The following is a 22,037-nucleotide window of genomic DNA, read 5'->3' on the forward strand; positions in this document are numbered from 1 at the left end:
GCCGCTCCTTGCCCATTACTGACATCCGTGTGCCTTTTGTAGGCGTCCCGACAGTCACTCATGATGAGGCTACTTACGGTTCGTAACCATCGGGAGGCACCCCATGCAGGTCGCGTACTGGATCGTCGCCACGCTGCTGGCCCTGTTCTACGTCTACGCGGGAGGCAAGAAGGTCCTCCAGGGCCAGGAGGAGCTGCGGCCCATGATGGCCTGGGTCGACCAGGTGCCGATGCCGCTCGTCAAAGCCATCGGGGTACTGGAGGTTCTCGGCGCGCTCGGCCTGGTGCTGCCGCCGCTGACCGGCATCGCGGTGGCGCTCGCCGTCGCGGCGGCCGTCGGCCTCGCCCTGGTGCAGGTCGGCGGGCTGGCGCTGCACCTGTCCCGGGGGGAGGCACGGGTGACCGGACTCAACGTCGTCCTTCTGGTGCTGGCCGCGGTCACCGCGTGGCTGGCGACGGTCTGGCTCTGACGAGCCGGCGGGCCGTCAGGTCCGCTGCCGGGCCGCCAGCTTGTCCAGTTCCCGGATCGCCTGGCCGTGCGCACTCATCCGGCGCGACACGGTGCCGATCGTGAAGAGCACCCCGCCGACGACCGAGACCGGTATGGACGCCCCGAGCACGGTCACGACCTCCTCCAGGTCCGGCTCGTAGGGCAGGAACAACTCCTGGGCACCCCAGATCCACAGCACGACGGCCGCACCGAGGAGGACGAGACCCCAGGTGCGTACCTTCGCTGCCTGCTCGCGGAACTCGAGGTCGTAATCACGTGATCGCATAGCGGCCGAATCTATCGGAGCCGGGGGTTCGCGGTTCAGCCGTTTCGTGCCGCGTCGGACCGCAGCCACGCGTCCAGGGTGTCGAAGTCCGTCCTCGTGAGACCCCGCCATGCCTCGACGTGGTGCAGGAGGGCCGGTGCCGGGTGGTGTTCCTCCACCCAGCACCGGTCGATGTCGGTGATCTCGTCATCGACCCACGCGAAGGGCCGTCCGGCCGCCCACCCGACGAGCCCCGGCGTCTTCCAGTGGAGCCCGCGCGTCCCGGCTTCGACGGGCGGGTCCGGCCAGTCCACCACGGGCAGTTGCGGGAGCCCGAGCCGCGGCGCGATGTACTCGTTCGCGTCGGACATCCACGTCGTGGCCCACACCAGCTCGCACGGCAGCGACTTCAGCCGAGGACCGAGGCCCGGGTCGAGCCTGGCCATCAGCGGGTTCGGACCTGTGTGCCCGAAGTCCGGGTAACCGTCGGGGAGTTGTTGCGGGGTGGCGCCGAACGGGAGGAGCGGGCCGTCGACGTCCAGGAAGAGGAGTGCGGTCACGCGTCAGCGGAGCCCGTCCACGAAGGCCTGCCAGGCGGCGGTGCCGAGGACGAGGACGGGCCCGGCCGGGTTCTTGCTGTCCCGGACGGGGACGGAGGCGGCGCAGCCGTCGGCCACCTCCAGGCACTCGCCGCCGGTGCTGCCGCTGTACGAGGACTTCCGCCAGGCCGCGCCGCCGGTGACGGTGCACTCGACGCATTCGCCGCCGGTGTTTCCGCTGTAGCTGGACTTACGCCACGGCGCGCTCTTCAGTTTCCGGCCGGTTGCCATAACGCTCCTCCATCACACGGGCGATCAGTGCCGCGGAATCCTCGACGGAGAGGGCTGCGGCCTGCAAGTGAGCGTAACGGCGCGCGGCCTCCCTGGTGGTCTCCGGGCTGGCAGTCATATGGCCGGAGATCAGGTCTTCCGTATAGATGATGTCCGGATCGCCGTCGAAGCGCATGGCCGTGAACGACCCGTCCAGGCTCGTGTGCTCACCCGTCATGAACGGCAGTACGGCTCCGAGAAGTCGCGGGTCGGCACCTTCTTCGTCGTCTCGATCTGGCCGATCAGTGAGCCCGTACAGAAGATGATCTCGCCGAGCTGGCCCTGCCGGAGGCCGTTGGCCTCCCGTTGGCGGCGCAGTTCCCAGCCGTAGTAGTCCAGAGGGGAGGCGCTGGGGTCGAGCGACTGCACGTTGGCCACGGCGGGGTGCCTCTCGCGTACAACGCCTGGCGGCGTTGGTTTCAGGTCGTGGCCGAGAGTAACCAAGGGGTTGCAGGCTGGTGCCAATGAATCACGTATCCGACACCCGGACCGGTGACGCGGAGGCCGCGGTCTACCGCGCCGACCTCGCGATGGTCGAGCACTCCGCCCGGCATCTGCGCCGCATCCTGCGGCTGTACCTCGTCCGGTGGCGTCTGCTCGATGTGGCGGACGCGGCGGAGCTGGCGCTCACCGAGCTGATCGCCAACGTCGTACGGCATGTTCCGGGCCGCCGCTGCCAGACGCTGATCTTCCTGCTGCCCTCCGGCGGCGTACGGGTCGAGGTCGCGGACGCCTGTCCCCGGCTGCCCCGCGCCCTCGCCCGGGACGTGCTCGACGAGGGCGGGCGGGGGCTGCTGCTGGTCGACGCCGTCACCGACAGCTGGGGTGTGGAGGTGCGCAGGGACGGCCGGGGGAAGACGGTGTGGTTCGAGTGCGCTCAGCGGGAGGCGGCGAGCTCCGCCAGCACCGCGTCGGTGAACGGCGTCCAGGCCTCGGTCGCCCACGGCCCGAAGGCCCGGTCCGTCAGTGCGACGCAGGCCGCGCCGGCCACCGGGTCGATCCACAGGAACGTACCGGACTGGCCGAAGTGGCCGAAGGTGGCGGGGGAGGACGAAAGTCCCGTCCAGTGCGGGGACTTGGAGTCGCGGATCTCGAAGCCGAGCCCCCAGTCGTTGGGGCTCTGGTGACCGTAGCCGGGGAGTACGCCCTTGAGGCCGGGGTGCACCACGCTCTGCGCCTCCAGGACCGTACGCGGGTCGAGGAGGCGGGGGACCTGCACCTCCGCCGCGAACCGCACGAGGTCGTCCACGGTCGAGACGCCGTCCTTGGCCGGGGAGCCCTCCAGGGTCGTCGACGTCATGCCCAGAGGCTCCAGGACGGCCTGGCGGACGTACTCGGGGAAGGGGATCTCCGTGGCCTTCGCGATGTGGTCGCCGAGCACCTCGAAGCCCGCGTTGGAGTACAGCCTGCGGGTGCCGGGAGGTGCCGTGACGCGGTGCTCGTCGAAGGCGAGGCCGCTGGTGTGCGCGAGGAGGTGGCGGACGGTCGAGCCCTCGGGGCCGGCCGGTTCGTCCAGCTCGACGGCGCCTTCCTCGTAGGCCACCAGCGCCGCGTAGGCCGCGAGCGGCTTGGTGACCGAAGCCAGCGGGAAACGGTGTGCGGTGGGACCATGGGTACCCAGGAGCGCGCCGTCCGAGGTGACGACGGCGGCTGCCGCGGTGGGGACGGGCCAGTTCTCGATCAGCGCCAGGCTCTGCATGCGTACGAGCCTAACGGGAGCAGAAACCGGGATCACCACCCGAATACGCTTGCTTGGAGTGCACTCCAAGGTTCTAGCGTGGAGGTCATGACGGTGATGGAGAGCATTTCCGCACGCACGGACACCTGCGCTTCCGGCCCGAAGGCGCATCCACGCCCCGAGGGCCAGGACCACTACACCATCAGCGAGGTCGTCGCCTTCACCGGGCTCACCGCCCACACGCTGCGCTGGTACGAGCGGATCGGGCTGATGCCGCACGTCGACCGCTCCCACACGGGGCAGCGCCGCTTCCGGAACCGCGACCTGGACTGGCTGGCCTTCGTGGGCAAGCTGAGGCTGACCGGGATGCCGGTCGCCGACATGGTCAGGTACGCCGAACTGCTCCGCGAGGGCGACCACACCTTCGCCGAGCGGCAGGAGCTGCTGGAGGCGACCCGGCGGGACGTGAGGACGCGGATCGCGGAGCTCCAGGGGACCCTCGCCGTCCTCGACTTCAAGATCGACTTTTATGGCGGCGCCCGCGCGGCGTCGGAATCGGAAAGGGTCTGAGCAGATGAGCGACACCGGAAAGATCGCGACCGTACAGCTCGGCGCCGAAGGTCCGCAGGTCGGTGTGCAGGGGCTCGGCTGCATGGGCATCAGCGAGTTCTACGGGGACACCGACGAGGCCTCCGCCCGGGACACCCTGGAGGCGGCCCTGGAGGTCGGCGTCACCCTGTTCGACACCGCCGACATCTACGGGAGCGGTGCCAACGAGACGTTCCTCGCGCCGTTCGTCGGGGCGCACCGCGACGAGATCACGCTGGCGACGAAGTTCGCCATCGAGCGGAAGGACGACGACCCGCACTACCGGGGCGTGCGCAACGACCCCGCGTACATCCGCCAGGCGGTCGAGGCCAGCCTGCGCCGGCTGGGCACCGACGTCATCGACCTCTACTACATGCACCGCCGCGACCCGCTCGTCCCCTTCGAGGAGTCCGTGGGCGCCATGGCCGAGCTGGTGCGGCAGGGCAAGGTCAAGCAGCTCGGGCTGAGCGAGGTGACCGGGGACGAGCTCCGTGCCGCGCACGCGGTGCACCCGATCGCGGCCCTCCAGTCCGAGTGGTCGCTCTTCAGCCGGGACGTGGAGCGCAGTGCCGTGCCCGCGGCCGTCGAGCTCGGGGTGACGCTCGTGCCGTACTCGCCGCTCGGCCGCGGGTTCCTGACCGGGGCGTTCGCGGACGCGGCCAAGGACCTGGGGGAGGGCGACTTCCGTCAGCACCAGCCGCGCTTCACCGGTGAGAACGCGAAGACCAACGCCGCCCTGCTGGAACCGGTGCACAAGATCGCGGCGGCCCACGGTGTGACCGCCGCACAGGTCGCCCTGGCCTGGGTGCAGCAGCGTGCCCAGGTGCACGGCCTGACCGTGGTGCCGATCCCGGGGACGCGGAAGCGCAGCCGTCTCCTGGAGAACGTGGCGGCGACCCGGCTCACGCTGAGCGACCAGGAGCTGGAGCTGCTGGAGCCCATCGCGGGCCAGGTGGCGGGCGACCGCTACCCGGACATGAGCAGCACGGCCACCGCGCGGGAGTAGCGCGCGCAGGCGGGGGCCCGTCGGCGGGGCCCCCGCAGGCGGGTCACAGGAGCCGCTTGCGGCCCCACACGATGACGAAGGCGGTGCCGGCGGCGGCGAGGGCGAGCATGATGCCGGCGCCGAGCCACTGCATCGTCTGCATCTGGGAGAGCGGGAGGTAGTCCAGGGACCAGCCGACGACGTTCTTGGACTCCAGGCAGGCGGTGTGCGCCCGGTCGTTCTCGATCTCGTCGAGGCAGGTGGTCCAGTCCAGACGGTCCCCGGAGCTGGTGAGGAAGTACGTTCCCTGCCCCTGCTGTTCGGCCTGGGTGGGCAGATCCGGCTGTACGGCACCGGGTCCCACACCCTCGTGGGTGCTGAGCGACAGGACGTGCCCCAGGTTCCGCCAGAGCTGACTCCAGAGGAACCCCATCGCCGCGACGATGCCGAGCGTGACCACCATCGACACCAGCGTGCGGCGCAGGACCAGGCCGACCGCCGCGCCCACGGTGAACGTGAGCAGGGTGAAGGCCACGGGTACGACCCCGGTGACACTGAAGAACGTGGTCCAGCTGAGGGCTTCGGAGAACCCCTTGAGAGGGTTCCACCACCAGGTGAGCGCGGCGGTGAGCACGCCGGTCGACAGCGTGAGGATCACGGCGGGAACGGCGAGCTTCGTGACGAGCCACCGCATCCGGCTGACGGACTGGGAGGTCACCAGCTTGGCGGTCCCGGTCTCCAGGTCGCCCGCGAAGAGCGGGGCCCCGAGCAGGACACCGGCCAGGACGGGGATGTAGTCGAGATAACTCCCGATGGTGTGCAGCCGGTCGCCATGGGTCTCGAACTCGGACGGCAGGCCGCCGAGCCTGCGCGCGGTCGGCTCCTGGGCGGCCAGGAAGTCCATCACCTGCCCGCGCAGGTGGACCATGACGAGCACGCCGATGACCATGGCGGCGATGAGCGTCCAGAACGCGGCGCGGTGCTGGCGCCAGACGAGCCAGACCGGACCGCCGAGCCGGGGGCCCCGGGCATTCCGCGCGGGGCCGGCGGGCGCCGTACGGGCCGGGTCGTGGGTGAGCGTGGTCATGCGGTCACAGCCTTCGTCCGGTCGCGGGTGATGATGTCGTGGATGTCGCCGACGCGGGCGCTGGGGGTGATCAGCGCGGGAGCGTCGGGTGACCGCAGGTAGGCGAGCAGGAGCTCCTCCAGGGTGGGGGGCTCGGCCGGGCCGCCGTAGGCGACGGGGCCGCCCAGCCGCACCAGGACGCCGGGCCTGCCGTCGCCGCGGCCGGACTCGATGACGGTGTGGGGCCCGACGGCCGGTACCGGGCCGCTGCCCGCCACGTCGAGCAGGGCGTGCGCGGCGCGCAGTTCGTCCACCTCGCCCGCGAGGCGCAGACCGCCGTTCGCGACGACGAGGAGGTAGTCGCAGATGTGCTCCAGCTCGGCGAGCATGTGCGAGGACACCAGCACGGTGGTGCCGTGCTCGGCGGCCTCCGCCGTCAGCGTGGCCATGAGCTCGCGGCGGACCAGCGGGTCCAGATCGGCCATCGGTTCGTCGAGGATCAGCAGGTCGGGGCGCTTCCCGAAGGCCAGGGCGAAGGCGACGCGGGTGCGCTGCCCGCCGGACAGCGTGCCGACCTTGGCCTTCAGCGGCACCTGGCCCGCGCGGACGATGCCCTCGGCGACCTCCTGGTCCCAGTGGGGGTTGAACTCGCGGCCCAGGCGCAGGGTTTCCGCGACGGTGAAGCGCCGGAACAGCGGCTTCTCCTGGGTCAGGAACGCGGTCCGCAGGACGGCCTCGGTCGACCCCGGCGCCGCGCCGAAGACCCGCAGGGCACCGGTCGTCGGCCGGATCATGTTCGTGGCCAGGCCCATCAGGGTGCTCTTCCCCGCGCCGTTGGGGCCGACGAGGCCGCACACCCGCCCGGCCGGCAGCCGGAAGGAGACGTCCCGCAGCGCCCAGCCGCGCCGGTACTCCTTCCCGAGCCCCTGGGCCTCGATCGCCGCCGCACCGACGGGCGGCCGCACGAACTCCGTTCCGCTTCCGTAGGGCGACTGTGCGTGATCCATCCGTGGCTCCTGTGTGTGGGGGGAGGGTCGGGCCCCGCATGTGGGGGAGTGGGCCCGGCTGTACGTGCGGTCGGTCGCCGATTGCGGCAGCGCCTGCGCGGGGTTCCGCTTCGAGGCGGGGCCGGCCGCGGTCGTGACACCCTCCTTGTGTGATGAACGGCGAACGCCGCCCGGTGAGGACCACTCTTGTCCGTCGCGTCGCGCGGCGGATCGGGCGAAAGACAGATCATGTGCGGCCGGCTCCGACTTTCGGCCGGTCGGCGGGAGGGCAGTGAGAGAGATGCTGAAGAGGTGGGCCGCAGCCGCGGCCGTACTGGGGAAGGACCATCCGCGGCTCCTGCCCGTCACGCTGAGGCTGCTGCTGGTCGGAGCTCTGCTCGGATGCGTCGTGATGGACTGGTCGGGCGGTGATTTCTACCGGATCGGGCACCCCACCGACCTCGTGCTGAGCTCCGCCAAGCTGATCGGCGCCCTGCTCGCCATCGCTCTCGTCGTCGCCTCGTTCCGGCTCGGCAGCCGGGCGCTGCCGGCCGCCGGCTGCGCACTGGCGGTCGTGTCGCTGTGTCTCTCGGTGGCTCTGCACATGGAGATGACGGTCGGCGCACAGGCGCTCGGATTCGCCGAGCCGGCCGCTCTGGTGTGGCTCCTCCTGGTCGCCGCCCGGCGGGGGAAGCCGTCATGGGCGGCGGTCGCCGTGCCGCTGCTGTACCTGGCGATCGTGCTGCGACCGGTGTCGGTCCAGTTCAAGCAGTCCACGACCATCTTCGCGCTGATCTACGCCCTGGCGGCCCTCCTGGCGCTGAGCATCGGCCTCGGGATGCGCCTGCTCCTGGTGGACCGGCGGCGGCAGGCGGCTGCCCTCAGGCTGGAGCAGCGTACGGAGTTCGCCCGGGACCTGCATGACTTCGTCGCCCACCATGTGACCGGCATCGTCGTCCAGGCGCAGGGGGCCCACGCGATCGCGGACCGGCGGCCCGACCTCGTGCCGCCCGCGCTCCAGCGGATCGAACAGGCCGGCTCGGAGGCCCTGACCTCCATGCGGCACATGGTGGGGATGCTGCGCGACGCCGACGGGGAAGTGGCGCTGACACCGCTGGCCGGGATCGGCGAAGTGCGGTCGCTCGTCGAGGAGTTCTCGGCCGTCGGCGGCGCCCGGGCCGAGCTCGAACTGAAGGGGCCCTTCGAGGACCTGCCGGTGGAGGTGACCACCACGGCGCACCGGGTGGTGATGGAGGCCCTCACCAACGTACGTAAGCACGCCCATGGTTGCAGCGAGGTGCGGGTCCGTGTGGAGCGCTCGGGGGACCGGGTCCTCGTACGGGTCAGCGACGACGGGCGGCCCCGCCCTGCCTCCCGGAGCGGCTTCGGGCTGAAGGGGCTGGCCGAGCGGGTGGGCCTGATCGGCGGAAGCGTCGAGGCGGGGCCGGTGAGCGCCGGCGGCTGGGGTGTCGAGGCGGCGCTCCCCGTGGCCCCGGCGGGGGTGGCGGCGCACTGACGACCCGGGGCCCCGGCCGGCCGTGTGCTGCTGGCCGGGCGGACCAGGACGCGTGCCGGTCGCGGGTGAGGGCGTCCCTGTGCCGGCCGCCGTTCCGGCCGGCCGGGTCCTGGCCGCCGGTCAGGCCAGCCGGAGTGCGAAGACCGCGAAGCCCGCCGCCAGCAGGCCCGCCGCCGCCCGGCGGGCCCTCCCGGCCCCACCCTCCGCCTCCCAGGGCGCCTCGAACCGGCGGGCGTAGCGGGAGATCAGCACGAGCAGGCCGGCGAACAGCGGCATCCACGCCAGCCGGGCCAGGATCCAGCCGACCGAGTCCGGGGCCGTCGTCAGTCCGGGCACCGCCCCGGCGAAGGAGGCCGGCACGGCGGCGGCCAGCATCGCCGTCTGGTGCCAGCACAGGATCGTCATCGCCGACAGGTTGATCACGACCACGGGCGCCCACAGCGAGGGGCGTCGCAGCGCCCGGCCGATCCGGCCGTGCAGCAGGACCGCCGCACCGCTCTGCGCCGAGGCCAGCGCCAGGACCAGCAGCGACGGCGGATGCGAGTTGGTCCGCGCCTCCCCCGGTACGCCGACCATCGACGCCGGGTAGTGGAAGACGAGCAGCAGCACGGCGAACAGGGCCGTGCCACCCACCAGCAGGAGCCGGGCGCCGCGCCGCGAGAGCCGGCCCTCGCCCCAGCTGACGCCCAGCTGATAGGCGAAGAGCCAGCCGGGCAGGATGTTCAGCAGGCTCAGCCAGGACGGCACGGCGTCCGCGTACGGCCCGTAACGCAGGAGGTCGACCGCGGCGACCGAGGCGATCAGCGGGGCCGCCGCCCAGCCGCCGAGCCGCCGGGCCAGACGTACGCAGTACGGCGTGAGGGCCGTGACCACGGCGTACACCCCCACGAACCAGAGCGGCTGGATCACCAGCTTGGCGCCCGTACGCAAGGTGTCCTCGGGCACCCCGGCGGCGTACAGCACCGGAATCATCAGCGCCCACACGGCGGTCACACCGAGCACGGGCCTGCCCAGCCGGACCATACGGGCGCGCAGCCAGGTACGGGCGGTGGAAGGGCGGCGGTGGTAGGAGAGGACCGAGGCGTATCCGCCGACCAGGAAGAACACGCCGAGCATCTGGAGCACCCAGCTCACCGGGGAGAACACGGGGAACGCGGAGAGCGGGCTGGCGTTGTGCAGGCCGTCGCCGTCCAGCTTGAACCCGCCGAGCAGCCAGTGACCGGCGGGCACGGCCAGCAGGGCGAGGGCGCGCAGTCCGTCGACCGCGCGGTCGCGGTGGGCGGGGGTGCCCGCGTCGATACGGGAGACCAGGTGCCGCACGCTCATCGGGCCACCCCCTGGGCGATGGCGGTGAACGCGGCGAGCGAGTCCGTGCCGGGGGCGAAGTACCCGGTGTGGCCCTCGGCGTCCTCGGCGGGCACCCGGCGCGCCCCGAACTCCTCGCCGGCCGGGTCGGCACCGTGCCCGAGGCCCGCCACCCGGACGTGCGGGACGTCGTCGATCCAGTCGGTGTCGTCCTTGGCCGCCCAGACGCGCGCCCGGGTGTGCAGACCGGCCACGTCGTCGGCCCGCATCCCGGGGGAGCCCAGCACCACCAGGTCCGTGGCGCCGAGACCGGAGGCCGCGAGCCCGCAGACCACCGAGCCGTAGCTGTGGCAGAACACCACCGGCGCGGGCAGCCCGTCGGCCGCGAGACCTGCGGTGAACCGGGTCAGCCGCTCCGCCCCCGCCTCGGCCAGCGTCCCCGTCGCCGCGTCCAGACCGAGGCCGACCGGGGTGGTGTAGCCGGCCCAGGCGATGACCGCGCTGCCCGGACCCGTCCCCGCGTACAGCGACTTCGCCATGCCCGCCGGGGTGCCGTACACGTTGCCCCGCCGGTCGAAGGTCCCGGCGTCGATGTCCGACCCGGGTACCACGACGGACACATGACGCGCGGTGCGCAGATCCCCGAACACCTCGGCGACCTGGCCACGGCCCCGCGGGTCGAACGCGAGGATCTGCCGGCCGGGCGCGGCGAGCCGGGCGTACCGGGGGTCCTGGGAGGCCCGCAGCGCAAGGGCGTTGGCGCGGTAGCGGAGCTCCAGCGGCGCCCCGTCTAGATTGCCGACCACCGACGGATGCCGCTCCAGCAGCGCGTGCTGGTCGGCTGCGCTCAACCCGCTGAAGAACTGCCGCACTTGCTCCGGTGTCGCCCGGCCCGGGTCGGGCAGCTCCCGCCCCAGCACCCCGTCGGCACGCCATGAGGCGCTGCCGGGCGGCGGCCCCGTGACCGCCTGCTGGGTGTTCCCGGACGCCCAGCCGGCCGTCCCGGCCACCACGGTGCCCGCCAGTGCCACCGCGGCCAGCGTCCTCGCGAATCGGCGCATCGTGCCCTCCCCTTACGGATCCGGCGCACCGTCCGGTGTGCCGAGAGGAAGGTAGGAAGGCGGTGGGTGACAGGGCGTCACCCCGGGGAGCCAACTGTCCGGTGATACCGGGGTAGGGGCCGTACGGGGGGAAAGCCCTACGGCGGCCCGGGGGCCGGCAGGAGCGCGGGCGGGCCATGCGTCGCCCGGCATGCGTCGCCCGGCCATGCGTCGCCCGGGCCGGCAGGGGGCAGGGGCAGGGGGAGCGGGCGTGGCTATGCGTCGCCCGGGGCCACCAGCCCCGACTCGTACGCGAAGATCACGGCCTGCGCCCGGTCCCGGAGCCCGAGTTTGGCCAGCACCTTGCCGATGTGCGTCTTCACCGTCTGCTCGGCGACCACCAGCCGCGCCGCGATCTCCTGGTTGGACAGGCCCCGGGCGATCAGCTCCAGGACCTCCGTCTCCCGTGGCGTCAGACCGTTCAGCCGCAGCGCGGGCCCGCCGGACGGCGGCGCCGGCCGCTGCCGCGCGAAGTCCGCGATGAGCCGCCGCGTCACGGACGGCGCGAGCAGCGCGTCCCCGGCCGCCACGACCCGCACCGCGGAGATCAGGTCCGCGGGCGGGGCGTCCTTGAGGAGGAACCCGGACGCCCCGGCGCGCAGCGCCTCGTACACGTAGTCGTCGACGTCGAACGTGGTGAGCATCAGGACCTTCGGCCGGTGCACCACCCCCGCCGGAGGGCTCAACAGCTCGCGGACGGCGGCCAGTCCGTCCATCTCCGGCATCCTCACGTCCATCAGGACGACGTCCGGGTGCACCGACCTGCTGACCTCGACACCCTTGCGTCCGTCCGGGGCCTCGCCCACCACGTCGATGTCGCTCTGGGCCGCCAGCAGGGCGGCGAACCCGGCCCGCACCATGGCCTGGTCGTCGACGATGATCACGCGGATGGTCACGGTTCCTCCGAGGTCGCGGATGCCGAGGGCGGCAGGGGCGGGGGCAGCGGGAGCCGCGCGGCCACCCGGAAGCCCCCGTCCGGCAGCGGGCCGGTGTCGAGTGTGCCGCCGGTCAACCGTACGCGTTCGCGCATGCCGACCAGCCCGTGTCCGGTGCCCGAGGTCTCCAGCGGCGAACCCGGCGCCTCGGGCCTGTCGTTGACGACCAGCACCGTCAGATGGCCGTCGCGCACCGTGACCGACACCCGGGTCCGCGCCCCCGGCGCGTGCCGCACCACATTGGCCAGTGCCTCCTGCACGATGCGGTACGCCGACAGGTCCACCGCCTGCGGCACGCCGCCCCGCTCCAGCGCCTCCCGCACGTCCGAGGCCAGCGACAGCTCGGCCGGGAGCCCCGCCCGTACCGTCGCCTCCACCAGCTGCTGCGCCCGGTCGAGGCCGGGCTGCGGGGCGAGCTCGCCCCGGCTGCCGTCGCTGCGCAGCACCGACAGCAGCCGGCGCATCTCGGCCAGCGACTCCCTGGCCCCGGCCGCGATCGACGCGAACTCCGCCCGCGCCTCCTCGGAGAGCCCCTCGACCCGGTACGGCGCCGAGTCGGCCTGCACGGTGATCACCGACATGTGGTGCGCGACCACGTCGTGCAGCTCGCGGGCGATCCGGGTGCGCTCCTCCAGCAGCGTGCGCTGCGCCCGCTCGGCCTCGCTGATCGTCTCCTGCTCGACGAGCCGGCGCTGGGCGTCGCTCCGCTCCCGTACCGCCGCGCCGATCACCAGCGCCACCCCGCCGAGGACGAACAGCAGGAGCGCGCTGCTGTTGCCGTGCGAGGGCCTGACCAGAAACAGCAGCAGGCAGGCCGTGCCCGTCGCCAGCCAGACGCCGATCACCGTCCGCCGGCTCTCCCGCAGCCCGAGGGCCAGCAGCACGAAGAGATAGCCGACGAGGCCCGGCGGCGTCCACGGCCAGAGGACGTCGGGGCGCAGCCCCTGCCCGAGCAGCACCACGGCGCCCACGACATCGGCGGTGAAGACGATCCACCAGGCCTGGAGCGGCCGGTGCGCCAGCATCAGCATGGGCGCGGCCTGCCCGACGGCCAGCGCTCCGGCGAGCCCGCCCGGCACCCCGTAGTCGCTGATCAGCACAGTGATCGTGACGGGGACGAAGATGGCGGTGAGGGCGAGCACGAGCGCGTACGGCAGCAGCCGCAGCCAGCGTCTGGGGGAGTCGGCGAACAGCGGGGTCGGCGGATGGGACGCGTGGGACAGCCCCTGGGCGAGCTCGCGCAGATTGCGGCGGGCGGCGCTCAGCAGACCGTCGGCGGGCGGGGGCCCGGCAGGAGAAGGGGGCATGATCGGGTCAGCGTAGGCGTGGGACGCGCCCGGAGGCGTCATACCGGGGGGTGGACCGCGGGGGCCGGCCCCGTACCCGGGTAGGGGACAGGGGCTGATCCCGGGCCGGTGGCTGCTTCGGGCCGTCGCACCGCCGTGAGCCGTCCGCGGGCACCTGCCCGGCCACGGCTCAGAGCTCTGCGAGCAGCTCCGCCTTCTTCGCGCTGTACTCGGCGTCCGTCACCAGACCCGCCTGGTGCAGATCCCCGAGGTGGCGTATCCGCTCCGCGATGTCCGCCGGATCGCGCCGCGCCCCGCCCACCGGGACCGGAGCGGTCGCCACGGGCACCGACTGGGTGCGGCGGACGGACTCCAGGACCGCCGCGGCGAACGGCAGCGACTCGTGCACCGGCCCGTAGCCCAGGCCGAAGACGACGGAGGCGGGATCCTGGTCCGGCTGGACCCGCGCGGTGACGCCGGGCGCCTGGTCGGGGCCGCCCGCGTCGGAGTCCGCCGCCGCGCCGCGTGGCAGCAGCCGCAGATACCCCTCCAGCGCCTCGGGCGAGCGCCACTCGACCCCGCCCAGCTCCGCCACGGGGAACGACTGGTCGCCCGCCTTCCACTTGGCGCTGGACGCACCCGTCCAGAACCACCGGAAGGAGACCTGCGTCCCGTCGAAGCCGGCGCGGCCGTCGTACGCCTTGAAGTGCATCGGTGCCTCGGGGGCCGTCACCAGGAAGCGCTCGGCGGGCAGGGAGGCGTCCGGCCCGAGCAGGGCGCGCAGCTCGTCGGCGTAGTACTCGGCGAGCGTCCCGCGCTCGGCGGGCAGCACCAGACGGTACGGGTCGTTGCTCTCCTTGAGCTGCCCGCCCGCGGCCTCCAGCAGTGGATCGGCACCTGGTCTCGGCACCGCCCGAAGGACCACCGTGCCCCGCTTGCCCGGGGTCAGCGTCACCGAAGACAACGCCGCGTACGGAATGCGGCGTTCACGCAGGCTCTGGAAGAGCCTCGGCGTGCGGATTCCCCGTTCGAAGCGGATGAGCACGGAGTCGGTGTCGAACTCCCAGGTGGCATGAATTCCGGCCAGCACATCACCCATGTGCCTCATCGTATGTGGCACAGGCTCGCACGTCCCCCTTCGGTACAGGCGGAATCACGGCCAGGCAGACAGGCCGTTCGCCGCTCTCCACGCGCGTCAGACGTCTTTCTACGCGCGTCAGGCCTCTGTTTCGCCGGAAATCTCCCGGTGGCATGCACCATCGGTACCCGCACAGGTGACCGAGTTGTAGGCGCCCACGCCGATCGCGGCGAAGTTGCTGAGACTCTCCGTGCCCGGCTCGAAATAGCCGCTGTGCCCGATCGCGCCGCTCGCCGACACGATCCGCGCGCCGAAGGCCGGATCGACCGGGTCGGCGCCGTGTCCGAGCCCGCCGACCGCCATGTTCGGCACGTCCGCGATCCAGTCGTCACCGTCCCGCATCGCCCACACCGTGGCCCGCGTGTGCAGGGCACGGGCGTTGTCCGCCCGCATCCCGGGACTGCCCGCGACCGCGATGTCGGACACTCTGGACGGCAGCCCCTGCGCGGCCACACCGCACAGCACGGAGCCGTAGCTGTGGCAGAACAGCGAGACGTCCGAGGTGCCGGGCAGCGCGTCCAGGAAGTCGTTCAGCCGGCCCGCGCCCTCCGTCGCCAGCCCGCCCAGCATGGCGTCCATGCCGATCCCCACGGGCGCCGTGTAGTCGGCCCACGCGATGACCGCCGTACGCGAACCGGGGCGCGCCGAGCGCTCGGCGGCGTACAGCGACTGCGCCATGCCGACCGGCGCCGCGTTCTTCTTGACCCCGGTGCGCTCCAGCGTCAGCAGGTTCGTGTCCACCCCGGGCACGACCACCGAGACCCGCTCGGCCCGGTCGAGGTCGCCGATGACCTCGGCGGCCCGGCCGCGCCCCGACGGGTCGAACGAGAGGAACTGCCGGTCACCGGCGAGCATGGACCGGAAGCGCTCAAGCCGGAGCGCGGCCTGATGGCGACCGTCCGGGGAGAGCCGCACGTCCAGTGTCCGCTGTTCCTCCGCCGACTCAGCCTCTGTCAGGGCGTGCCGGTTGGCCCGGTAGCGCAGGGTGACCGGCGCACCGTCCAGATTCCCCACCACCAGCGGGTACTTGTCGGCCAGGGCGACCTGCTGGCCCGCCGTGAGCGTCGCGAAGAAGTGGGCCAGCCGGTACGCAGGCGCGCCCACGTCCGGGAGGGAATGACCGGCTATGCGGTCCTTCGCCCAGGAAGCGAGCGCGGTCTCGCGCGGCGAGGCCGAGTGCTGTTGACGCACGGCGGTCCATCCGGACGTCGCCAGCATCACGAACACCACCGCGATGGCGAGCAGCGCTCGCCATGCGGTGAGGGTGGGGGAGGAGTCGAAGGAAGTCACTGCGCCCCACCCTAGGAGACGGGTGCGCGAGGTCGCCGCAGGGGTGACACGGATCACTCGACCGCAGGGAATTGACCCTCCGTTTTTTACGCTCCGTGTGCGCCGGGATTACGGTCCGCCGCGGTGAAAGCCCGTCCGGGAGCCGAATCGGCCCGAGCGGCAGGGGCATTGTGAGTTCGGCCATGCGGCGGCGATGAGGGGTGCGGCACAACTGTGCGGTTCGCGTAAAGAATGCGCCTACACGGTGCGCCAGCTCCCGGAGAGCGCAGGTCCGAGCTGGTCCAGGTGGAGTTCGGTCAGCTCCCGGAGCGCGTCCAGTCCGGGGTCCTTCCGGCAGCCCCAGAGCTGCCCGGTCATCCGCATCACCCCGGAGAACGCGGCGACGGCCACCCGGGGGCGGGGATCCGCGTCCACGTCGAGCCCCTCACGCTCCGCGATCAGCAGGGCGGTCTGCTGCTCCAGGCCGATGTGTCGCCGCATGTGGGCGGCGTGCAGCGCGGGCGTCGACTCGATCATCCGGTAGGCGCGCATCTGGAGTTCGGCCGTGATGTCGTCGTCCTCGGCGTCGGAGAGCGCGCTCCACGCCCTCAGGGCGGCCCGGCGCATTGCCTCGAAAGGAGCCTCCGCTGCCGGACGTTGACGCAACTCCGTGAGGAAGCGCGCGTCCACCTCCTCCTGGACGGCGAAGGCGACGGCCTCCTTGTTGGCGAAGTAGCGGAAGAAGGTGCGCTGGGAGACGTCGACGGCGTCGACGATCTCGTCCACCGTCGTCCGGTCGTACCCCTGCGCGCTGAAGAGCCTGAGCGCCGTGTGCAGCAGGGCCTCACGGGTGCGCCGCTTCTTGCGCTCACGCAACCCGGTCGGAGCCCCCGGCACGGAAACCCCGGATGTCTGCCTGCCTGTCACGTACCGGTCCTCTTTTCCCTGCTTTTACCTGTTCAGCCTACCTGTGAGCTACGCGACAGTTACTGTCCTGTGAATTGGTTTGTGAACTGTCAGAGGCTGACATAACGTCCTGCGCATGACTAGTCAGACCACTGTCGAGAAGGCACCGCGGGAGCCTGAAGACACCTCTGTTCCCGCCCCGGTGAAAGGGCTGCGCGGCCATCCCTGGCTGACGCTCTTCTCCGTCGCCATCGGCGTGATGATGGTGGCGCTCGACGGCACGATCGTCGCGATCGCCAACCCCGCCATCCAGCAGGACCTCGGCGCCTCGCTCGCCGACGTCCAGTGGATCACCAACGGCTACATGCTCGCCCTCGCGGTCTCCCTGATCACCGCGGGCAAGCTCGGTGATCGCTTCGGCCACCGCCAGACCTTCCTGATAGGCATCGCGGGCTTCGCCGCGGCGTCGGCCGCGATCGGCCTCTCCCAGGGCGTGGCCCTGGTGATCTTCTTCCGGGTGCTCCAGGGGCTCTTCGGCGCCCTGCTGATGCCGGCGGCGCTCGGCCTGCTGCGCGCCACCTTCCCGGCCGAGAAGCTGAACATGGCGATCGGCATCTGGGGCATGGTGATCGGCGCCTCGACCGCGGGCGGTCCCATCCTCGGCGGTGTGCTCGTGGAGCACGTCAACTGGCAGTCCGTCTTCTTCATCAATGTGCCCGTCGGGGTGCTCGCGCTCGTCTTCGGCCTGGTGATCCTCAAGGACCACCGCGCCGCGAACGCGCCCCGGTCCTTCGACATCGGCGGCATCGTGCTGCTGTCGTCGGCGATGTTCTGCCTGATCTGGGCCCTGATCAAGGGCTCCGAGTGGGGCTGGGGCGACATCAGGACGATCGGCTTCCTGGTCGGCGCCGTCGTCCTGTTCGCCGCCTTCGCGTTCACCCAGACGAAGGTCAGGGAGCCGCTGATCCCGCTCGCCATGTTCCGCTCCGTGCCGCTGTCGGCCGGTGTGGTCCTGATGGTGCTGATGGCGTTCGCCTTCATGGGCGGTCTGTTCTTCGTCACCTTCTACCTGCAGAACGTGCACGGCATGAGCCCGGTCGACAGCGGTCTGCACCTGCTGCCGCTGACCGGGATGATGATCGTCGGCTCACCGCTCGCCGGCGCCGCTATCACCCGCTTCGGCCCGCGCGTCCCGCTGGTCGGCGGCATGGTGTCCGTCGCGATCGCCATGTTCGGCATGTCCCAGCTGACCATCGGCACCGGCACGCTGACCATGTCGCTCTGGTTCGCCCTGCTCGGCTTCGGCCTCGCCCCCGTCATGGTCGGCGCCACCGAGGTCATCGTCGGCAACGCCCCGATGGAGCTCTCCGGTGTCGCCGGCGGACTCCAGCAGGCCGCCATGCAGGTCGGCGGAAGCCTCGGTACGGCCGTCCTCGGCGCCGTCATGGCCGCCCAGGTCGACGCGAAGCTCGGTGACAACTGGAAGGAGGCCGGCCTTCCGCCGGTCGACCCGGCCCAGCTGGACCAGGCGTCCGCGGCCATCAAGGTCGGTATGCCGCCCGTCGCACCCGGCACCCCGCCGGAGATCGCGGCGAAGATCACGGGCGTCGCCCATGACACGTTCGTGTCGGGCATGAGCGCGGCCTTCATGGTCGCGGGCATCGTCGCGGTGGTCGCCGCCCTGGTCGCCACGCTCACCAAGCGCGGTACGAACGCCGAGGCGGGGACGGGCGCGGGCCACATCTGATCCTCCCGCGGGGCGCATCCGTGGCCCCGCGGAACCCGGCCCGCCCCGGGCCACAGGCGTCAACACAGCGCACCCGACAGCCCCGCCGGACGGTTCCGGCGGGGCTGTCGCCTATCAGGGTGGTCCGCCTCCAGGCCCCTTCCCGGTCCGTACCTCCGCAGGTCAGAGTGCGGACATGCGAGCCACCCGGCTCGCTCGACCACGGGGGTTGATCCACCATGCGTACGACCGTTCTCGCCGCCACCCTGGCGGCCACCGCACTCGTCCCGGCCACGGCCGCCCTGTCCTCGGGCGCCGCACCCGCCGCCCACCACGGGGCCACCGGGCAGGAGCGCGCCCGCAGCGCCCCGCACGCCGCACCGGCCGGACTCGCGCCCTGCGGGGCCGGGCAGCTCTGCCTCTGGGCGAAGCCCGACTTCGCCGGGGCCAGGCAGGTCCACGAGCTGTCCACCGTCGACATCGAGAGCTGCGTCCCGCTGCCGGCCGGCGGCTCGGCCCAGGCGCTCGCCAACCGCACCGGGCGGCCCGTCACCACCTACCAGTCGGCCGAGTGCGCGGAGACCGGCGAGTTCGAGACCTACCCGGGCGGCGGGACCTGGATGCCCCGGTCGCCGTATACGGTCCGGGCCTTCAAGATCTGGGAGAACTGAGCGGCACCACGGACGCCGCCGGCCGCGCCCGTGCCCGATGAACGGCGCATGCCCGGCACGCCGCGCCCGGGAACGCCGAAGGGCGGCGGAGCCGTGAAGCTCCGCCGCCCTTCGAGGAACGGTGTCCCTTACGCGTCGCCGCCGGCCGCACCGGGGCTCGCGGCGGCCACGTCCAGCAGCTCGTAGCGGTCCAGCGCCGTCTTCAGCGCCGAACGGTCGATCTTGCCTTCCTTCGCCAGCTCGGTCAGCACCGCCAGCACGATCGACTGCGCGTCGATGTGGAAGAAGCGGCGGGCCGCACCCCGGGTGTCGGCGAAGCCGAAGCCGTCTGCACCCAGCGACTGGTACGTGCCGGGGACCCAGCGGGAGATCTGGTCGGGCACGGAGCGCATCCAGTCCGAGACCGCCACGAACGGGCCCTCGGAGCCGGAGAGCTTCTCCGTCACGTACGGGACGCGCTGCTCCTCCTCCGGGTGGAGCAGGTTGTGGCGCTCCACCTCCACGGCCTCACGGCGCAGCTCGTTCCAGGAGGTCGCCGACCAGACGTCCGCCTTCACGTTCCACTCGTCGGCGAGGATCTGCTGGGCCTCGACCGCCCACGGGACCGCCACACCGGACGCCAGGATCTGGGCCGGGATCTGGCCCTTCTCGCCGCTGCGGTAGCGGTGCACGCCCTTGAGGATGCCCTCGACATCCACATCGGCGGGCTCGGCGGGGTGCTGGATCGGCTCGTTGTAGACGGTGAGGTAGTAGAAGACGTCCTCACTGTTCTCGCCGTACATCCGGCGCAGACCGTCCTTGACGATGTGCGCGATCTCGTACCCGAACGCGGGGTCGTAGGAGACGCAGGCCGGGTTCGTCGACGCGAGCAGCTGCGAGTGGCCGTCCGCGTGCTGGAGGCCCTCGCCGGTCAGCGTCGTACGACCGGCGGTCGCACCCAGCACGAATCCGCGCGAGAGCTGGTCGGCCATCTGCCAGAACTGGTCACCGGTGCGCTGGAAACCGAACATCGAGTAGAAGACGTACACCGGGATCAGCGGCTCGCCGTGCGTGGCGTAGGCCGAACCCGCGGCGATCAGCGAGGCCGTACAGCCGGCCTCGGAGATGCCGTCGTGCAGCATCTGACCGGTCGGCGACTCCTTGTACGCGAGGAGCAGCTCGCGGTCCACGGACTCGTACTGCTGGCCGAGCGGGTTGTAGATCTTCGCACTCGGGAAGAACGCGTCCATACCGAAGGTGCGGTACTCGTCGGGCGCGATCAGCACGAAACGCTTGCCGATCTCCTTGTCCCGCATGAGGTCCTTCAGGACACGGACGAACGCCATGGTCGTGGCGATCGACTGCTGCCCGGAACCCTTCTTCGCGGTCGCGTACGCCTTCTCGTCGGGGAGAGGCAGCGGCTTCGCCCGCACCACGCGGGTCGGGACGTAACCGCCCAGACCCTTGCGGCGGTCGTGCATGTACTGGATCTCCTCCGAGTCGCGGCCCGGGTGGTAGTACGGCGGGTTGCCGTCCTCCAGCTGCTTGTCCGCGATCGGGATGTGCAGACGGTCACGGAAGCGCTTGAGGTCGTCGGCCGTGAGCTTCTTCATCTGGTGGGTCGCGTTGCGGCCCTCGAAGTTCGGCCCGAGCGTCCAGCCCTTGACCGTCTGCGCCAGGATCACCGTCGGCTGGCCCTTGTGGGCCTTGGCCGCCGCGTACGCCGCGTAGACCTTGCGGTGGTCGTGACCGCCGCGCCCCAGGTGCAGGATCTGGTCGTCGGACATGTCCTTGACCATGTCCCGCAGCCGCGGGTCGTCACCGAAGAAGTGCTCACGGATGTACGAGCCGGTCTCGGTCGCGTACGTCTGGAACTGGCCGTCCGGGGTGGTGTTCAGCTTGTTGACCAGGATGCCCGTGCGGTCCTGCGCGAGCAGCGGGTCCCAGGTGCGGTCCCAGACCAGCTTGATGACGTTCCAGCCGGCGCCGCGGAACTGCGACTCCAGCTCCTGGATGATCTTGCCGTTGCCGCGCACCGGGCCGTCGAGGCGCTGCAGGTTGCAGTTGACCACGAAGGTGAGGTTGTCCAGGCCCTCGCGGGCGGCGATGGACAGCTGGCCGAGCGACTCCGGCTCGTCCATCTCGCCGTCGCCGAGGTAGGCCCAGACGTGCGACTTGGAGGTGTCGGCGATGCCGCGCGCCTCCATGTAGCGGTTCATCCGCGCCTGGTAGATCGCGCCGAGCGGGCCGAGGCCCATCGAGACGGTCGGGAACTCCCAGAAGTCCGGCATCGACCGCGGGTGCGGGTAGCTGGACAGCGCGTGACCGGCCTTGGACTTCTCCTGGCGGAAGCCGTCCAGCTGCGCCTCGCTCAGCCGGTCCAGCAGGAAGGCGCGGGCGTAGATGCCCGGGGACGCGTGGCCCTGGAAGAAGATCTGGTCGCCGCCCAGGCCGTCGTCCTTGCCCCGGAAGAAGTGGTTGAAGCCCACGTCGTAGAGGGAGGCGGAGGAGGCGAAGGTCGCGATGTGGCCGCCGACGCCGATCCCGGGACGCTGGGCGCGGGAGACCATCACCGCCGCGTTCCACCGGGTCGCGTTGAGGACCTTGCGCTCGATCTCCTCGTCGCCCGGGAAGAACGGCTCGTCCTTCGTGGCGATCGTGTTGATGTAGTCGGTGCTGCGCATCTCGGGCACGGCCACGCGCTTCTCGCGCGCACGCTCGATGAGCCGGAGCATCAGATAGCGGGCCCGCTCACGGCCGCGCTCGTCGACGGCGGCGTCGAGGGAGTCGAGCCATTCCTGGGTCTCTTCAGGATCGAAGTCCGGGACCTGGCTCGGAAGGCCGCCAATGATGATCGGGTTGCGATCGGATCCGGAAGCCACGCTGTTCCTTCGCTGTTCGGTGGTGCTCTTCGGGGCCTGGTTGCGGGGAACGTACCCCCGGGGCGGCTGCTTACGCCGCCTCCATCGTGTACCGCGAGGCCCCAAACGTCATCTCTACTGTGGGGTAACGCAAGGTTCCCGGACGCCGTGTCCGGGCACGTGTACCAGCAGTACGAGGGCGGTCCCGCCCAAACCGCAACCATACGCCCAACCCGGCCAAGCGTTCCCAAAGCCCGTTCGAATCCGAATGGTGGAGCGAAACGGCATAAGCTGAGGAAGGACGTAAGACCGACCGGCGAATGGGGGTGGGTGAAGGAGCGGGGTCGGGTGCGTGCAGATGCAAGGCGGAGGATTGAGGCATGGCGGAGCCATGGTGATTGACGACAACGCCGCAGATG

General features: G+C 71.6%; 20 protein-coding genes and 2 pseudogenes. 7 read left to right on the forward strand and 15 right to left on the reverse strand.

Going from position 1 to position 22,037, the window contains the following annotated elements; translation table 11 throughout:
* The first annotated feature begins 103 nt into the window (after positions 1–103).
* Positions 104–469 (forward strand): DoxX family protein, encoded by a 366-nt coding sequence (locus JKV81_RS31630; RefSeq protein WP_129262663.1) that lies wholly within the window; start codon positions 104–106, stop codon positions 467–469.
* A gap of 15 nt (positions 470–484) precedes the next feature.
* On the opposite strand, the gene JKV81_RS31635 is transcribed toward JKV81_RS31630, so the two are convergent.
* The 4 genes and pseudogenes from JKV81_RS31635 to JKV81_RS31650 form a co-directional block, all read right to left on the reverse strand.
* A complete protein-coding gene (locus tag JKV81_RS31635; protein WP_202079035.1) occupies positions 485–775 on the reverse strand; it encodes a hypothetical protein in 291 nt (96 codons plus the stop codon).
* Positions 776–810: 35 nt separating this feature from the next.
* Entirely contained in the window at positions 811–1,314 is a 504-nt protein-coding gene (locus JKV81_RS31640) for an HAD domain-containing protein (RefSeq protein WP_202079037.1), read from the reverse strand.
* Positions 1,315–1,317: 3 nt separating this feature from the next.
* Positions 1,318–1,584, reverse strand: a complete 267-nt coding sequence (locus JKV81_RS31645) for a DUF397 domain-containing protein (RefSeq protein WP_202079039.1) — start codon at positions 1,582–1,584, stop codon at positions 1,318–1,320.
* Positions 1,544–2,001 (reverse strand): annotated as a pseudogene (locus JKV81_RS31650) (Scr1 family TA system antitoxin-like transcriptional regulator). The gene JKV81_RS31645 and the pseudogene JKV81_RS31650 overlap by 41 nt, the downstream one beginning before the upstream one ends.
* 86 nt (positions 2,002–2,087) lie before the next feature.
* Between JKV81_RS31650 and JKV81_RS31655 the strand changes: the two are divergent.
* Positions 2,088–2,498, forward strand: a pseudogene (locus JKV81_RS31655) (ATP-binding protein); the annotation flags it as partial.
* Positions 2,499–2,500: 2 nt separating this feature from the next.
* On the opposite strand, the gene JKV81_RS31660 reads toward JKV81_RS31655, so the two are convergent.
* Positions 2,501–3,322, reverse strand: coding sequence for a serine hydrolase domain-containing protein (locus tag JKV81_RS31660; protein WP_202079041.1), 822 nt, complete (start codon positions 3,320–3,322; stop codon positions 2,501–2,503).
* Positions 3,323–3,409: 87 nt separating this feature from the next.
* Here JKV81_RS31660 and JKV81_RS31665 point away from each other — a divergent pair, with 87 nt between their 5' ends.
* On the forward strand, positions 3,410–3,871 hold the full coding sequence (locus JKV81_RS31665) for a MerR family transcriptional regulator (RefSeq protein ID WP_164493704.1): 462 nt from the start codon (positions 3,410–3,412) through the stop codon (positions 3,869–3,871).
* A 4-nt stretch (positions 3,872–3,875) separates the two neighbouring features.
* Complete coding sequence (locus tag JKV81_RS31670) at positions 3,876–4,895, forward strand: aldo/keto reductase (RefSeq protein WP_129262651.1); 1,020 nt, start codon at positions 3,876–3,878, stop codon at positions 4,893–4,895.
* 43 nt (positions 4,896–4,938) lie between these two features.
* On the opposite strand, the gene JKV81_RS31675 is transcribed toward JKV81_RS31670, so the two are convergent.
* Both JKV81_RS31675 and JKV81_RS31680 read right to left on the reverse strand, forming a co-directional pair.
* On the reverse strand, positions 4,939–5,961 hold the full coding sequence (locus JKV81_RS31675; protein WP_202079042.1) for an ABC-2 membrane transporter-related protein: 1,023 nt from the start codon (positions 5,959–5,961) through the stop codon (positions 4,939–4,941).
* A complete protein-coding gene (locus tag JKV81_RS31680) occupies positions 5,958–6,947 on the reverse strand; it encodes an ABC transporter ATP-binding protein (protein WP_202079044.1) in 990 nt (329 codons plus the stop codon). Before JKV81_RS31680 ends, JKV81_RS31675 begins: the two co-directional genes overlap by 4 nt.
* A 280-nt stretch (positions 6,948–7,227) precedes the next feature.
* On the opposite strand from JKV81_RS31680, the gene JKV81_RS31685 reads away from it, so the two are divergent.
* Complete coding sequence (locus JKV81_RS31685; protein WP_202079046.1) at positions 7,228–8,442, forward strand: sensor histidine kinase; 1,215 nt, start codon at positions 7,228–7,230, stop codon at positions 8,440–8,442.
* 120 nt (positions 8,443–8,562) lie between these two features.
* On the opposite strand, the gene JKV81_RS31690 is transcribed toward JKV81_RS31685, so the two are convergent.
* From JKV81_RS31690 to JKV81_RS31720, 7 genes are all read right to left on the reverse strand, one after another.
* On the reverse strand, positions 8,563–9,768 hold the full coding sequence (locus tag JKV81_RS31690; protein WP_129262643.1) for an acyltransferase family protein: 1,206 nt from the start codon (positions 9,766–9,768) through the stop codon (positions 8,563–8,565).
* A complete protein-coding gene (locus JKV81_RS31695; protein WP_202079048.1) occupies positions 9,765–10,808 on the reverse strand; it encodes an alpha/beta hydrolase in 1,044 nt (347 codons plus the stop codon). The genes JKV81_RS31690 and JKV81_RS31695 overlap by 4 nt, the downstream gene beginning before the upstream one ends.
* A 254-nt stretch (positions 10,809–11,062) precedes the next feature.
* Positions 11,063–11,743, reverse strand: a complete 681-nt coding sequence (locus JKV81_RS31700; protein WP_202079050.1) for a response regulator — start codon at positions 11,741–11,743, stop codon at positions 11,063–11,065.
* A complete protein-coding gene (locus tag JKV81_RS31705; protein ID WP_202079052.1) occupies positions 11,740–13,089 on the reverse strand; it encodes a sensor histidine kinase in 1,350 nt (449 codons plus the stop codon). Before JKV81_RS31705 ends, JKV81_RS31700 begins: the two co-directional genes overlap by 4 nt.
* Before the next feature lie 169 nt (positions 13,090–13,258).
* Positions 13,259–14,167: a DUF4429 domain-containing protein gene (locus tag JKV81_RS31710; protein ID WP_129262637.1), complete on the reverse strand. Its 909-nt coding sequence runs from the start codon at positions 14,165–14,167 to the stop codon at positions 13,259–13,261.
* Between the two features lie 117 nt (positions 14,168–14,284).
* Positions 14,285–15,496 carry an alpha/beta hydrolase gene (locus JKV81_RS31715; RefSeq protein WP_124276678.1) on the reverse strand — a complete coding sequence of 404 codons (1,212 nt, stop codon included), beginning with the start codon at positions 15,494–15,496 and terminating at the stop codon, positions 14,285–14,287.
* Positions 15,497–15,733: 237 nt separating this feature from the next.
* Positions 15,734–16,402 (reverse strand): TetR family transcriptional regulator, encoded by a 669-nt coding sequence (locus tag JKV81_RS31720; protein WP_202079054.1) that lies wholly within the window; start codon positions 16,400–16,402, stop codon positions 15,734–15,736.
* A 115-nt stretch (positions 16,403–16,517) separates the two neighbouring features.
* Here JKV81_RS31720 and JKV81_RS31725 point away from each other — a divergent pair, with 115 nt between their 5' ends.
* On the forward strand, positions 16,518–18,128 hold the full coding sequence (locus JKV81_RS31725; RefSeq protein WP_202079056.1) for an MFS transporter: 1,611 nt from the start codon (positions 16,518–16,520) through the stop codon (positions 18,126–18,128).
* Positions 18,129–18,346: 218 nt separating this feature from the next.
* Positions 18,347–18,778, forward strand: coding sequence for a peptidase inhibitor family I36 protein (locus JKV81_RS31730; RefSeq protein ID WP_202079058.1), 432 nt, complete (start codon positions 18,347–18,349; stop codon positions 18,776–18,778).
* 128 nt (positions 18,779–18,906) lie between these two features.
* Here the strand turns inward: JKV81_RS31730 and aceE are convergent, their stop codons facing one another.
* On the reverse strand, positions 18,907–21,639 hold the full coding sequence (gene aceE, locus JKV81_RS31735) for a pyruvate dehydrogenase (acetyl-transferring), homodimeric type (protein WP_202079060.1): 2,733 nt from the start codon (positions 21,637–21,639) through the stop codon (positions 18,907–18,909).
* Positions 21,640–22,037 lie beyond the last annotated feature (398 nt).

The sequence above is a fragment of the Streptomyces silvae genome (assembly GCF_016745505.1).
GTDB lineage: Bacteria > Actinomycetota > Actinomycetes > Streptomycetales > Streptomycetaceae > Streptomyces > Streptomyces silvae.

Bases quoted from the DNA above. Each gene is read 5' to 3' on its own strand.
- JKV81_RS31630 (WP_129262663.1), top strand. From the start codon at position 104: ATGCAGGTCGCGTACTGGATCGTCGCCACGCTGCTGGCCCTGTTCTAC.
- JKV81_RS31635 (WP_202079035.1), bottom strand. From the start codon at position 775: ATGCGATCACGTGATTACGACCTCGAGTTCCGCGAGCAGGCAGCGAAG.
- JKV81_RS31645 (WP_202079039.1), bottom strand. From the start codon at position 1,584: ATGGCAACCGGCCGGAAACTGAAGAGCGCGCCGTGGCGTAAGTCCAGC.
- JKV81_RS31660 (WP_202079041.1), bottom strand. From the start codon at position 3,322: ATGCAGAGCCTGGCGCTGATCGAGAACTGGCCCGTCCCCACCGCGGCA.
- JKV81_RS31665 (WP_164493704.1), top strand. From the start codon at position 3,410: ATGACGGTGATGGAGAGCATTTCCGCACGCACGGACACCTGCGCTTCC.
- JKV81_RS31670 (WP_129262651.1), top strand. From the start codon at position 3,876: ATGAGCGACACCGGAAAGATCGCGACCGTACAGCTCGGCGCCGAAGGT.
- JKV81_RS31675 (WP_202079042.1), bottom strand. From the start codon at position 5,961: ATGACCACGCTCACCCACGACCCGGCCCGTACGGCGCCCGCCGGCCCC.
- JKV81_RS31680 (WP_202079044.1), bottom strand. From the start codon at position 6,947: ATGGATCACGCACAGTCGCCCTACGGAAGCGGAACGGAGTTCGTGCGG.
- JKV81_RS31685 (WP_202079046.1), top strand. From the start codon at position 7,228: ATGCTGAAGAGGTGGGCCGCAGCCGCGGCCGTACTGGGGAAGGACCAT.
- JKV81_RS31690 (WP_129262643.1), bottom strand. From the start codon at position 9,768: ATGAGCGTGCGGCACCTGGTCTCCCGTATCGACGCGGGCACCCCCGCC.
- JKV81_RS31695 (WP_202079048.1), bottom strand. From the start codon at position 10,808: ATGCGCCGATTCGCGAGGACGCTGGCCGCGGTGGCACTGGCGGGCACC.
- JKV81_RS31705 (WP_202079052.1), bottom strand. From the start codon at position 13,089: ATGCCCCCTTCTCCTGCCGGGCCCCCGCCCGCCGACGGTCTGCTGAGC.
- JKV81_RS31710 (WP_129262637.1), bottom strand. From the start codon at position 14,167: ATGGGTGATGTGCTGGCCGGAATTCATGCCACCTGGGAGTTCGACACC.
- JKV81_RS31725 (WP_202079056.1), top strand. From the start codon at position 16,518: ATGACTAGTCAGACCACTGTCGAGAAGGCACCGCGGGAGCCTGAAGAC.
- JKV81_RS31730 (WP_202079058.1), top strand. From the start codon at position 18,347: ATGCGTACGACCGTTCTCGCCGCCACCCTGGCGGCCACCGCACTCGTC.